Origin of the sequence: Flavobacterium amylolyticum, assembly GCF_048284335.1 — a bacterium.
Lineage (GTDB): Bacteria > Bacteroidota > Bacteroidia > Flavobacteriales > Flavobacteriaceae > Flavobacterium.
In genome coordinates, this window is sequence record NZ_JBLVPG010000001.1 from 254,596 (window position 1) to 268,409 (window position 13,814).

Genomic DNA, 13,814 nt, shown 5'->3' on the forward strand with positions numbered 1-13,814 from the left:
TTAAGAATTATCTCTAAACTGTTTCTGATGATTTATTTTCCAAATATCGCTATTTCGAATGGAGTTAAAAAATAAAGCAGTACTATTTCCTTGTCCAAAATCAGTAGCAGTCATTTGTCTTTTATGATTGTCTATAGTTTTTAATGCTTTATTTATACTAAGAGATTTATAATCCACATTAATAATATCCGCATCAATTACTCTATTCTGTTGCCGCGTTCCAATATTAATAATTGGAATCCCATAATATGGAGCCTCTCTAATTCCTGCACTGCTATTACCTATGATGTATTGCGAGCTTTTTAATAATGTCAAGAAATATTCAAACCGCAGGGAAGGAAAAACTCTAAAACGTAGATTATTTTGTAAACGTTGATACTCTTTTATAATACAACTGCTGCCTAAATCATTGTTAGGATATATCACCACATAATTATGGGTATCCTGCAACAGACTATCAACAAAATTCTTAGCATATTGTTGCATTTCAGCAGATTCAGTGGTCACTGGATGAAACATAACTATACCAAACTCATCAAAATTGATTTCATAATAGTGTTTTACAACTGCTAAACTTGGAAGTGAATCAGAAAACATAATATCAATATCGGGCGAACCTATATTAAAAATTGAAGTTTCCATTTCGCCCATTTGTAACAATCGCTTGGCTGCATCATCATTTGAAACAAAATGAATATGGCTTAATTTACTCACACTATGCCTAATTAATTCATCAACTGTTCCTGATAACTCGCCTCCTTCAATATGAGCCACTAAAATATTATTTAAAGAGCCAACAATTGCGCCAGCCAAAGTCTCAACGCGGTCACCGTGAATCACAATTAAATCCGGATTTACTTCTTTGCAATAACCAGATAAACCTTCAATAGTTTTAGCCAGAGTCAAATCCATGGTGGTTTCATGGGTATGATTTTCAAAAGTATGAATGTTTTTAAAATTACAACGTTCAATTTCTAAAAGGGTATATCCGTACTCTTCTAGTAAATGCATACCTGTAACAAAAACAAAAACTTCAAATTCTGGATTATCATCAAGAATTGAAATCAATGATTTTATTTTACCAAAATCCGCTCGTGTTCCAGTAAGAAATAAGATTTTTTTCATTACAAAAGGGTCAGTATTAAATTTAACGTAGCGAACATAATGATAACTTTAAAATTTTTCAGGTTTGTTATTTATGAATTTTAAAAGAAAAAAAAACCTTTTAAGAGCATAGTAAGTACTGTTGATAAAAACTTGAAAAGCATTTATAATAGAACCTGCAACCATTTTCAAAGCGGTTGTAGTTTTATATTCAGTATGCCATAATTGATAACTTCCAATAACCTCATTTTTATATCTAAAAAAAAGCTGTTTTTCATTACGTTTTATAGCGTAGCAAAAAATAGAGGGAACAAATTCAATGTCATACCCTTTGTCCAAAACTCTTTTAGTCCATTCCTTATCTTCCATCGTCTGGATATCTTCATTAAACCGAAGCTCTCTCCAAACTTTTTTGCTGAATGCAGACCCGCAAAAAATAACTCCTGCACCATTTGGATTTTCTGAAGCCGTCACCTCATTAATATAATGAACATAGTCATTCTGATTGTGCAGACATCTTAAACCGGCTAAATTATTCTTTTGTTTAAATTTTAATTGAATCAATTTAAAGAAATCATGGCTTACTGGAAATGCGTGTGCGCTAAAAATAACCACAATATCATTTAAGGCACTTTCTGCTGCAATATTTGCACTTCTGCCATAAGAGAAGTTGTTTATATTGACTTTTTTTACCCCATACTTTTGTATTACAGAGGAACTATTATCCGTTGACATATTATCCAACACAATAATTTCACTAATATCCTCCGCATATCTTTTTTTAAGGTTACCTAATAGGAAATCTAAAGATTCCCCTTGATTTTTATTCCGAATGACTACCGATATTTTTTCATTCATAATCATTTACTTCCAATTGTTCATCCTCGCTAATAGTTCTGGTTGCAACCTTTCCAATAATAGATTCGTATTGATCCGCCAAAATAGCTCCGGTTCCCGGGCGCTTTACCCAAACATTATCCTTAGTGAAAACCTCTCCTTTTTGTATTGGAGCAATGGTACAAACTGTAGCAAAAGCAAAATCAATGGTCACTTGTTCCTCCAAAGCGGGCTTTTTGGTTCCTCCCCGCATTTGCCACATTTCATTAGATGAAACGATAAGTTCTATACAAGCTTTTTCATCCATACTACAAACAATATCTGGTCCGACACGGTGTATATGATCCGTAAAATGGCGTTCCAAAATGCTAGCGCCCAAAGCAACTGCACCCAGACAGGCATTATTATTTAAAGTATGGTCTGATAATCCAAAAACGTTTTCAGGAAAAGCGTTATGCATTTCTATCATAGCTCCAAAACGGACTAAATGAATAGGTGTAGGATACAAATTTGTAGTATGCAACAAGGCGACAGGAACTTTATGTTTATCAAATATCGCCACCGCTTTTGTAATGCTTTCAATAGTATTCATCCCGGTACTTAAAATTACTGGCTTGCCAAAAACTGCAATATGTTCCAACAAGGGATAATTATTACATTCCCCAGAACCGATTTTATAGGCCGGAATACCAAATTTTTCTAAACGATCCGCAGCGGCACGAGAAAAAGGAGTCGAAATAAAGATCATCCCTTTCTCCTCAACATAGTTTTTTAGTTCTAATTCATCAGCTTCGTTCAAAGAACACCGCTCCATAATCTCATAAATAGAAACATCAGCATTACCCGGAATTACTTTCTTAGCTGCGCCACTCATTTCGTCTTCTACAATATGGGTTTGATGCTTGACCACCTCAACACCCGCTCTGTGAGCAGCATCCACCATTTCTTTGGCAACTTGCAAAGAGCCTTCATGGTTGATTCCTATTTCTGCAATGACCAATGGCGGATAATCGGGACCTATTCTTCTTCCTGAAATTTCAATATATGGGTTCATACAATGAGTTATGAATTATAAGTTATAAATTTTTGATATAAATACGCTGCATAATCAAAATCATCTTGTGTATCAATATCAACAGTCGCAAAAATATGATTTACTTCATAAGGGAGGCTGTTTTCAGAAAATATTTTACCTTCACGTATCAATTTCACTTTACTGATATACAACAGCCCATTTTCAAAATAGAGTGGTTCTAATTCCTGACTGCGTTGCCCTAAGGTATAATTATAAGGTTTAAAGGAATGGTTTAAAATTTTACCCAATTTTTGATGGTTTCTGGTAACAGTGAATAAGCTATCAAAATCGCTGATTCTATAACGTTCAAAAGCTTCACGTAATAAATGTTCCGGTCGCAATGGATTGGTTACTTGCAATAATAGAACCGTATCAACGGTATACGGAATAACATCTAAAGCGTGCTGAACAGCAGTTAATGTAGGTTCAAAGTCACCTGATAAATATACTGGACGGTCAATTACTTGAGCTCCATAGTCTAGTGCTATTTTTTTTATTGCCGCATCATCTGTCGATACGTAAATTTCGTCTACAATATCGTTATTCTTTTGGGCGTACAAAATACTGTGAGCAATAAGTGGAATGCCTCCAAACAAAAGACTATTTTTATTAGGTAATCGTTTAGAACCCCCACGTGCTGGAATTATTGCTATGTTTTTCATTTAAAAAATCTGAATTAATAAATGTTATTTTTTAGGTTGCCAATATATTCTGGCAGCAGGAAGCTTTTCATAACTATTAAATTCGTTTTCAGTCAATCGATTACTATTTTGTATTATTTTGGGTATTGCAAAAAATAAATCAAATAGTGCCAAACTCAGCACTTGTAAAACTTTTACATCCCCTTTAAATACTTTTAATTGTAATTGCTTCCAAATCGAATATACCATTTTTTGCGGAATAATACGTTTGGGATAAAACAAAAAACACAAAAACCATCCAGAACGTAAAGAACTTCGTAAACGAATATAGTAATCGGAATTGTTCTTTCGTGATTTCAAATCTACTCTATGATTGACTAATATTTCAGGAAAATAATGTACTTCCAAATTCTGCTTAAACAACTGAAATGCCCCAAAATCCTCTTCTCCATAAAAAACAAACCATTCTGGGTAATTGGGTATATAGTGCCAAGCTTTCATTCTCCAAACATGAGCACAGCCCACAAAACTTTGCACACGTTCAGGAAATTCAAAGGAAACTGTATTTACTGGTTCGGTAAGCCCCCAAAATATACGAAAGGCAATTAAACCACAATTCGGATTGGATTCAAAATAATTTCGGATTAGTTCCAAAGGATTATTTGTTAAAAAATGAGCATCATCATCAAGAGAAATAGCATACGTTGCTTTTGTTTGGCTAAGCATTTTGTTTCTACAATATAAATACCCTTTTGACACTTCATTTCTTTTGAGTAAAATAGCAGGAAAATTATTCTGAATATAATTAAACGTTCCATCACTCGAACCATCATCATATATAATACATTCGACATCATTTCGAATCAATAAACCCTCTAATTTACCAAGTGTAAGAATCAAATCACTACGCCTGTTTTTGGTACTTATGAGAATAGAAAATACTTTTTCTTTCATTATATCATTTCTAACATGAAATATTATTTTTAAATGAATATTTTAAAATATTTATATTGTTTTTTAAAACTGAAATATTAATTAATATTCATTTTTCATTTACGATTGGAGCAATTGTAGAATAATTTTTAATCATTCTTTTAGGTAATTTTTTCCATCGGTAAAAAATTCTAGAAAATAATTCATATCCTAAAATCTTAGTAAACAACTTATTCTTTAATAAAACTACTAAAGTATTAGCACGTTTATGTTGTTTAAAACCGGAATCAATTATAAGCCGTTTGTTTTCTACATGTGCGATTTCAAACATCCAATCTTCAATAACATTACCCATGTGGTAGGCATAATTATCATAAGTGGTTACTCTCCAATAATCATATTGCAAAGGTAAAGTGTCTAAGTAATTTTCCGAATCCCCACCTAATTTGTAATGCAAGTATGATTTCATTTCCTGAAACATTTGTTTTTTATACGTAGCTACAAAATGTCCCGAACCTACATACACTCTGACCTCATTATGTTCTAAACCCAAACAATATTTCAGATAATTTTTATTATAATTCTTGTCCCAACCGATACTGTCATAAAACCGAATTAATCCATGTGGTGATAGAATAGGAATAAATTTCAATTTTTTATTAAACAAATTATCAAAAATAATAGTACCCGATTTATTTTTAAACATATTAAATTGAGGCACTATACCAACTACACCAGCTTTTGGCATTGCAGCAAATATTTTTGTAGTCGCAAATTGCCAATTATCTAAAAACAACACATCGGCATCTGCAATAGTAACGAGTTCTATGTTGTTTCCGGCAAGCCCTTTTAGTACTGCATTGGGTTTTCCTATATTCTCCGTATGAATCATTTCTTTGATTAGACCCTCATGATATAGTTGGTCTAAATAATCCATAACCATTTTACAGCTTCCATTGTTAACAACCGTAATATAAGTTTTGTCGTGAACCGTTTTCAACAAGGATTGTAAACACAATTGCAAAATTTTCAAACTGTCTTTGAAGTAGCCCTCTTCATGAGGTATATATACCGGAATAACTACCTGATGCAGGTAGTTAGATTGAGGTATTGCTTGGTCTTTATGTGGGTTATTACCTATTCGCATTTATTAAATTAATTAGCTATCAAAAACAAATTCCCTAGATTTCCATTAATAATTGATTTACCCAACAACCTGTAATTCTGAATTTCTAAATAGCGAACTATTTCTGATACAATATCATTGCGTAAAGTATTATCACTTTCAACAACAATTATTTTTGGCCTATATTTTGTCCAATCATTTGTTTTTAGAATTTCTAAATTATAGCCTTCAGCATCAACATCAAAAAAATCTAGTCTATCATTTTCATTTAAATTCTGATCTAAGATTTCTTTCAGAGAACGCATAGGAATCTTAATTTTTTTTTAAATTTTGGACTCTAAATTATACTTTTTTATAAAATCACAACTAAACGTGTTCATTGAGCTTTCCTCAAACATATAGTAATCTAAAGTAATATTTGAATTTCCAATTCCTACATTTACAAAATTATCTTCTGGTCTAAATTTTTCATACAATGATTTCAATTCTGGATTAGGATCAATACAAATCCCCTTCCATTTTCTCAGGTGAAAAAAATAAGTATTCGAGGATTTTATAGGATGCCAGCACCCAATATCGACATAGACTCCAGGGTTATTACTATTAATTAATTTCATCAATTGAATATCATCTCCAGATTTTGAAAAACTAATATTATATCTTCTTCTTATAATTCTTTTTAATCGCTCTAGAATCATGTTTATTTTCTGTCTGTTAAAATTAGGCTAAGTATCTGTTTAAAACGAGAATCACTGAAGTAATCCCCAAAACAATCAACAGGTTCATTAGAAACCAATCTTTTCTTAATAAGTGCTTCTAATTTTACTTTTACATCTACTTCATCTTCTCCATTTGCAATTAATTTAGGATCTTTGATAATTTGCCTTAATTCACTGCGTTCCGGAGAAACACAAAATACGGGTTTATTCAGTGTCGCTAAAAAGGGCGCTTTACCCACTAAAATATTACAATACAAGGGTCCGTTCTCCAGAATTACGTTTATATTGGCAATATGTGTTTGTTCGTAAGCTGAATTACAAAAATTTAAAGTAGGTAAAATCACAATATTAGTACAACTCTTATAATAATCCCGCAAAGTATTTACATCTCCGCCTCCTAAACGCAATACAAATTCTGTTTCTGCCTTGATGGTTGCATTCTCAGTAACTAATGCAGCATACGCATCTAAAAGGGTATCGATTTTACGTCCAAACTGTATGGAGCCATGGTATGCAATAGTTAGCTTCTTTTGTTTGGGTCTTACCATTTGAATATCTGTTAAATCAAAAACTGATGTAGAAAATTGATGCGGAATCGTGTAAAATTTTTTACGGGAACCATATAAAAATTCTAAATCATTAGACATTAATTGTGCCGTACTGACGCAACATTTAGCCTCCTGAATAACTTTATACATCGTTTTTAGTCGAAATAATTCTACGCCAGATAATGCATGATGAGAACCTTGATACCAAAAAAAGGGATAGGGATCATGAAAATTAATAATCGCTTTTTTAAGAATAGGTAAATCTCTTGCGCCTAAAAGCGTTTCATGATTCAAGCCTGAACTCCTAATAAAAACATGATTGTACTGCTCGTGTTTTATTTTTGAAATATAGGAACCATACAACTTATGTACAAACCGGTCGTATAAAGAAATATGAAAAAGTCTCCAAGAAATTCGATTGAGCCATTTAATTAGAAAAGGTGGTTTCAAATTTAAAACATGCGATTGAATGGAATTAACAGGCAGTAAATCCAGTTGGTCCTCACTGTTATGGTTTTTTAAATACAGCACATCAATAGCCGACTCCGGATATGTCATGCGTAACTTTGCAAGAAAAGAACGGGAAACAATCCCTTCACTCGCCCCTGAGACCTTTAAGTTCTGTACAATTACTAGAAATTTCATTTAAGTGACTATTATTTTTTAACCTTTTTCCAAATTCCATAAAAAAATAACCGCAACGGTAAATGAGCATAAAAAAATCTCCATTTTAATTCTTCCATTTTTGGTAAATCTAATGTATTTATAATTCTTTCAAACAAGTTGAATTCTTTATACTGCAAAGACACTTGAATAAAATAACGAATTATCTCACTGGACAACATTTTTTTATTATTTAAATTGGCAATAACTAATTGGATGGCGTCAGTGTAAGAGGACAAGCTATTTATGTTTCTATTACCAAAATCCCCTGTGATAGACACATTGTGTTTCCTCCCATAATAAAGGATTTTGTTAATCGATATTCCCCTATTTACGGAAGTTATGATTCGTGCATAAACCTCCCATTCTTCCGCATACTTTAAATGCTCTGTGAATCTATGCTTAGTATAACATTCTTTTGTCCACATGACTGCACAAGAATTAAATTGCAGTTCATTCCTTAATATTTTATTGATATCACTACTGTCAATATAAAAAGAAGTATACGCTTTTGAGTAATCAAAATCACAAACAAAATTACCTGTAAAAACATCCCTGATGTACCTACAAAAAGAAAGCTCAGTATTCGATAATTCGAATACACACAATTCTAAGTTTTGTGGATGGGCAATATCATCATCATCAAAAAATATAATATAATCACCTTGTGCTAAATCTAAACCATAATTCCTACTTCCCGGCAATCCCTTTTGATATTTAGAAGTCCGCATAAAATACTGAAACCGGGTATCCTGTTTTAAAATAGGAGCTAAAATTTCCTGTGTATTGTCTGAACCGCCATCATCAATGATTAAACATTCCCAATCTGTGAAGGTTTGCTGTTGAATAGAATGTAAGGATTCTAAAATATATTTTGCTCTATTGTAGGTGGCTAGTATTATGGAAACTCTTGGCATTACTATCTCTTAAAAAATGAATATTTGATTAACGTTTTGACGGCCTTTTTATCCAAAAATAAACCGTATTGTCTTAGTATGTAAAAAGAATTAAAAAGATTCGTTTTCACACTTTTGTCTAAAACCATTAAATGAATCATCTTATCTAAGAATATTTTTTCAATTGCATTTTTATTTTGAAAATTACGATTTTGAGATAACTTTTGCTTGAATTGGTTAATGGCACTTTCATTCTTTATAATCCATTGAAAAGGTATTTTTTGATAGTTTAAAGACTTGGATAAAAATTCTGCAATAACGGAATAATCAGTATCTAATATTTTTTTTGAAAAATTACTATACATTTTTGTAACATTATCATTCCAAATCTTTTTCATATCCGCATTTACTGCAATTTGATGCGTTAAACTTGTATCATGTTTTCTATAATTATATAGTTTCTTTCTCAGTTGATAAAAACGACTATGTGAAATAGCCCGTAACCAAAAATCATAGTCTTCAACTAAAAAACAATTTTCATCATACCCTTTGTTTCTCTCAAAAACTTCTTTTTTGTAAAGAAAACAGTTACCAATATAATTGCGGAATATTATATTTTCAAAATCAAGAAAAACAAAGTCCCTAACTTTTTCCCCATTATGATCAATTATTACCATATCGCTATACACTACATCAATATCCTTTTCACAAAGTTTTTTTGACATCTCTTCAATAGCAATCTTTTCAAATATATTATCATCGCTTGTCCATGTTACAAAATCGCCTTTTGCAACGTAATGACCAATATTCAGACCCGCTGGTAAATTCTTTTTCTCGGCATTATTAACAACTTTGATTCTATTATCTGTACTGGAAAATAACATGATTATTTCCAAAGAATTGTCTGTCGAAGAATCATAAACAATGATTAATTCTATATTTTGGTAAGTTTGATTGAGGCAACTTTCGATAGATTGTGCCAAGAATTTTTCCCCATTATATACAGGAAGGATGATTGAAACTAATGGATTTATTTTCACCATTTAATTATTTATTTTTTACGAATTTTAAAATATCAACTGTAAGATAAATTGATTCTTTCCAAAAACCATATTTAATGGTATTCAATATAAATTCTGTATATAATTTAACAGAATCTATATATAAAAAATCACTAATTCGACTTTTTATTAATCGAAACATCATTTGTCGATATTTCGTATAATAATTAACGGCATACTCTGTAGAATTATTTCTATAATAGTATTTAAAAATTTGCCAAAAAGTATTCTTGTGTTGAAAATCTTTTTTTAAATCAGAAATCATACTAGATATTCCACCACTATGTTGTCTGTAAGAGGCTGGCTCTATTTCTTGTTGAAATTTACTTTTACCAAAGTGCCCAAGTAGACTAATTAAAAATACATCAAAATTATCGACTTTATATATCTCTGGTGGCAATTCTTTAATTAAATTTCTATAACACATTGTTAAAGGCATTATAAAAGCCCCATTTATAAGTTTTACCTCGGACCAATCTTTTTTCTGTAAATCATTAAAGATTGAAGATTGAATCTTTATTCCACTTTCATTAACTACAACAGTATCATGGCAACTAATTACATACTCTGGATTTGATTCTAAGAAATCTACTTGTTTTTGCAATTTCATAGGATCATTCCAAAAGTCATCCCCATCACACACTGCTATATATCTACCTTTAGCTTCCTGCGTTACAAAAAAACAATTAGGTACCATCCCGATATTTTGATGATGTCTTATATACTTAATTATCGAAGCTTTCGGATGATTCGTTAAAATATTTTGAATTACCAAATCCGTTTTATCTGGAGAACAATCATTGGCAATAATTAATTCTATACTAAAATCACACTTTTGCATCAAAACACTATTAATAGCTTTTTCTATAAATTTTTCGTGACCATATGTAATCATGCAAACACTTAGTTTAGGACATTCTTCCATTTTTAAAATCCTTAAAATTATCTATCAATTCCTGTAATCTATGGAGATAAATCCCTACTAACTAACTCTACTATATATCCGCTTTTAAACTACAATATTTATTATTTTTTAATCCATTTTTTTATAAATACGATACAATTTTTTGGTATAATAAGTCTACATAAATAAATTATTATGGGCGGAATAAAACCTGTAATCGGATAATTTGAAAAACTTAAAGTTACAGTACTATTTATTTTGCTTTTATAGGCAGTAAACTCTTTATCATACTTATACTCTAAATATTTATTATAGTTATCAATACAAGTAATAAGAGTTTCATTTTTATTCTTCGACGACATTTTTGACCATTCACCGTTTTCATGCACACGCCGTACTGAAGTCAATTCCTTTAAAATTGCAATAAATCCATTTTGACTCAGTACTAAACCCAAAATCCAATCAGCAACATCTAGTCGATAGAAATCTAATTTAATTTTACTAATCTCTTTTTTTCTAAACACACATGCCGAAAGGTTACCTAGCTTGTTCCCATTTGCCATATCTCTGGTAGTAACATATTTAAAATCTTCGACAAGATGCCACCCGATATGCTTCATACTATTCAAACTTTCATCAAATTCAATATATCTGTTCATAGACATAACGCACTCTCTATGCTTTTCCAAAAAATTAATATGCATTAACAAACGCTCAGGACTTGTCCAATAATCGTCTCCTTCCATTACAGCTATATAATCACCTGTACATGCTGAAAAGCCTCTCTGATAATTTTTTGAAATACCCAGATTTATTTTATTCTCTAGAATCTTTAAATGGTTCCCACTAGCATCTAATTTCTCTTTTATAATAGTAAGTGTACTATCCTCTGAACAATCATCTGCAACAACGATTTCATAATCAAACGGAATATTCTGGAATAGAATACTATCAATACATTGATTGATATACTTTTCTTGATTATAACAAATTAGTAAAATACTTAATTTCATTGTTTTTATTATTAATTTTTAAAATATATTTATTCTTAATCAAATTGTATTTTATTTTTCTCAAAGCAATTAACAAAATTCATAATTACCCTATTAACAAAGAAAAAAAAGAAAAATTATTTATACAGATTTTGAATGCAATCATATATTCTTTCTGCCAAGATGTCTGGAGTAAAATCTGCAAAATTTTGTCTATTCATTTCCCCATCTTTTCTTCTTAATTCATCATCATAGTAATATGATATTATTTTCTCAGCCATTGCAACACAATCAAGATAAGGTACTACAAAGCCTCCACCATTAGCAAGAATCTCAGCGGTTCCTGTCGCTTTTTCAAAACAAATAATAGGAACACCCATTTTACCCACTTCTATACAAACTAATGGGAATGGATCTTCCCTTGAAGGCATTAAAAAAACATCGAATTTTTGAAAATATACCTCTGGGTTTTTCTGTTCTCCAACAAAAAATACAGTATCATTTAAATTAGTCTTTTCCAAATCAGCTTCAATACTTAATCTTTGTAGGTAAGAGATTTGTCCAACCCAAGTAAATTTAATTTCAATTTCAGGATATCGTGTTTTAATGTAATTAGCAACTTGTATGAATAAATCGTCTCCCTTTCTCCAAAAAACCAAACCTGAGGCGCCAACTTCAAAAACTTTTTTACTATATCCCTCTTTTTTTTGTTCTGTTGCACCATCATTAGGCGCTACTTTATCTGAAAACGCATAAAAAAGATGATTGATATTTGGATTTACCTTCCAATTTATATTCAAGTTTTCCATAACTAGCTTAGAAACTGATATAAATTGATCAACATAAGGAACGTATTCTTGAAAATTTGGCAAACAACCTTTAATAGCCGTATTTAATTCATGAATATGAGCTATTAATTTTGGATTATTATTACTTCTTTTTTTTACTGCAGTTCCAAAAGCTACTGAAACAATAGTGTTGGCATAAATAATATCATAATTCTTTCTGGCTATATTTTTTATAAAAACCTCTTTCCTACTCCCCTTTTTCATTATTTTTCTAAATAAGTACGAATAAAGTTTGGGTAGAAATGCTTTTTTAATTAACACATCTGAATAATTGTAGGAAACTGAAGTAAAGGCTTTAAAGTCCTCCAGTAAATCACCCCCTTCTAAAAAAATTATATCAATTTGTAGATTTTTATTTTCTCTTTTTAACCATTTTAAAAACAATAATAAAACATAAGGGGCTCCGGTTCTGGAGGCAGTATTTGATATAAATAAAATTTTTTTCATAAGTGAAAAAGCTTACAAGCTATTTTTAAAGAACATTTTATTAACTCTTAATTCAAGATTTTTTTTGAATTTATATTTTATAACAAAGGTTCTAAAGATTAAAATTAAGAGTAAAAATCCTTTGATTTTTTCTTGATTTCTAATGAGATGAAATGCTTTTTCATATTTTAAATCATTACTAATTTGTTTATTAATTTTTAAAATAGTTCCCAAGTTATAAGGTTTTTTATCCAACAAAAAAGCTTTCATTTTTTTTCTCACATTAATATGAACTCCATTGTAAGAATCAAATTTACCACTTTTATGCGCCATCGCTATAACACTTTTAGGATGGAATCGGTAACAATTTAAAGCGGTGCTTATAAATGCTACTTTATTATTTGTAATTAGTTTCATGTAAAACAACCAATCCCCACAGTATCTTAAAAACGAGTCGGTTTCTAAGACCCCTAAACTTAGAGCTTTGTTCGTTCTAAATAAAACACCACTGGCATTTGGAATTACATTTCTAAAAATTAAGAAACGTTGGATAAATTCATTTCCGCCTAAAATAAAATTTTTCAAAAAGAAGATATTATCAAGACTATCAGTATGATTTAACCAATTCCCTTTAATAGCATTAAACTCATCTACCCTCTTTGATTGACAGTACGACAATACTATTTCATCATCATGAAGTAGCGGTTGAATTAACTCCTCCAAAAAATTCAGTTCACAAAAATCATCTGATTCTGCAATCCAAATAAAATCTCCTGTAGCTAAAGCAATTCCTTTATTCCATTGGATAAATGTATTACCCGAATTAGTTTCATTAAATAGACAGTGACTAACTTTTGGATTTTTAGCATATTCAGCAAGAATATTTTTACTAGAATCAGAACTACAATCATCCAACAATAGTACTTCAAAATGACCATACGTTTGATTGAAAATACTCTCTAAACGCTGTTTTAAGAACTTTTCATGATTGTAATTGGGGACAATTATAGAGATTAAAGGGATGGAAGAGACCATTTGTAT

At 30.7% G+C, this 13,814-nt stretch carries 15 protein-coding genes; all 15 read right to left on the minus strand.

The genetic code is table 11. The features are described 5' to 3' along the window. The 15 genes from neuC to ACNQF9_RS01195 all read right to left on the minus strand — a co-directional run bounded on the left by neuC (position 1) and on the right by ACNQF9_RS01195 (position 13,808). The gene (neuC, locus tag ACNQF9_RS01125; RefSeq protein ID WP_417989464.1) at positions 1–1,125 is read right to left on the minus strand and encodes a UDP-N-acetylglucosamine 2-epimerase; all 1,125 of its coding nucleotides are present in this window, start codon (positions 1,123–1,125) and stop codon (positions 1–3) included. Positions 1,126–1,173: 48 nt separating this feature from the next. After that, on the minus strand, positions 1,174–1,962 hold the full coding sequence (locus tag ACNQF9_RS01130) for a glycosyltransferase family 2 protein (RefSeq protein WP_417989465.1): 789 nt from the start codon (positions 1,960–1,962) through the stop codon (positions 1,174–1,176). Then, the gene (locus tag ACNQF9_RS01135) at positions 1,955–2,995 is read right to left on the minus strand and encodes an N-acetylneuraminate synthase family protein (protein ID WP_417989466.1); all 1,041 of its coding nucleotides are present in this window, start codon (positions 2,993–2,995) and stop codon (positions 1,955–1,957) included. Before ACNQF9_RS01135 ends, ACNQF9_RS01130 begins: the two co-directional genes overlap by 8 nt. 8 nt (positions 2,996–3,003) lie before the next feature. Further along, positions 3,004–3,678 (minus strand): acylneuraminate cytidylyltransferase family protein, encoded by a 675-nt coding sequence (locus ACNQF9_RS01140; RefSeq protein ID WP_417989467.1) that lies wholly within the window; start codon positions 3,676–3,678, stop codon positions 3,004–3,006. Positions 3,679–3,702: 24 nt separating this feature from the next. Beyond that, positions 3,703–4,611, minus strand: a complete 909-nt coding sequence (locus tag ACNQF9_RS01145; protein ID WP_417989468.1) for a glycosyltransferase family 2 protein — start codon at positions 4,609–4,611, stop codon at positions 3,703–3,705. Positions 4,612–4,699: 88 nt separating this feature from the next. Beyond that, on the minus strand, positions 4,700–5,737 hold the full coding sequence (locus tag ACNQF9_RS01150; RefSeq protein ID WP_417989469.1) for a glycosyltransferase family A protein: 1,038 nt from the start codon (positions 5,735–5,737) through the stop codon (positions 4,700–4,702). 8 nt (positions 5,738–5,745) lie between these two features. Continuing rightward, positions 5,746–6,033, minus strand: coding sequence for an FkbM family methyltransferase (locus tag ACNQF9_RS01155; protein ID WP_417989850.1), 288 nt, complete (start codon positions 6,031–6,033; stop codon positions 5,746–5,748). 6 nt (positions 6,034–6,039) lie between these two features. Then, positions 6,040–6,414 carry a class I SAM-dependent methyltransferase gene (locus ACNQF9_RS01160; protein WP_417989470.1) on the minus strand — a complete coding sequence of 125 codons (375 nt, stop codon included), beginning with the start codon at positions 6,412–6,414 and terminating at the stop codon, positions 6,040–6,042. Between the two features lie 2 nt (positions 6,415–6,416). Next, the gene (locus ACNQF9_RS01165) at positions 6,417–7,628 is read right to left on the minus strand and encodes a glycosyltransferase family protein (RefSeq protein ID WP_417989471.1); all 1,212 of its coding nucleotides are present in this window, start codon (positions 7,626–7,628) and stop codon (positions 6,417–6,419) included. A gap of 11 nt (positions 7,629–7,639) precedes the next feature. Further along, positions 7,640–8,563 carry a glycosyltransferase family 2 protein gene (locus ACNQF9_RS01170; RefSeq protein WP_417989472.1) on the minus strand — a complete coding sequence of 308 codons (924 nt, stop codon included), beginning with the start codon at positions 8,561–8,563 and terminating at the stop codon, positions 7,640–7,642. 2 nt (positions 8,564–8,565) lie between these two features. Then, the gene (locus ACNQF9_RS01175; RefSeq protein WP_417989473.1) at positions 8,566–9,585 is read right to left on the minus strand and encodes a glycosyltransferase family 2 protein; all 1,020 of its coding nucleotides are present in this window, start codon (positions 9,583–9,585) and stop codon (positions 8,566–8,568) included. A 4-nt stretch (positions 9,586–9,589) separates the two neighbouring features. Continuing rightward, positions 9,590–10,528, minus strand: a complete 939-nt coding sequence (locus ACNQF9_RS01180; protein WP_417989474.1) for a glycosyltransferase family 2 protein — start codon at positions 10,526–10,528, stop codon at positions 9,590–9,592. Positions 10,529–10,629: 101 nt separating this feature from the next. Beyond that, positions 10,630–11,520: a glycosyltransferase family 2 protein gene (locus ACNQF9_RS01185; RefSeq protein WP_417989475.1), complete on the minus strand. Its 891-nt coding sequence runs from the start codon at positions 11,518–11,520 to the stop codon at positions 10,630–10,632. 116 nt (positions 11,521–11,636) lie between these two features. Then, a complete protein-coding gene (locus tag ACNQF9_RS01190; protein WP_417989476.1) occupies positions 11,637–12,794 on the minus strand; it encodes a glycosyltransferase family 4 protein in 1,158 nt (385 codons plus the stop codon). 12 nt (positions 12,795–12,806) lie between these two features. Next, positions 12,807–13,808: a glycosyltransferase family 2 protein gene (locus ACNQF9_RS01195; RefSeq protein WP_417989477.1), complete on the minus strand. Its 1,002-nt coding sequence runs from the start codon at positions 13,806–13,808 to the stop codon at positions 12,807–12,809. Between the last annotated feature and the right edge of the window lie 6 nt (positions 13,809–13,814).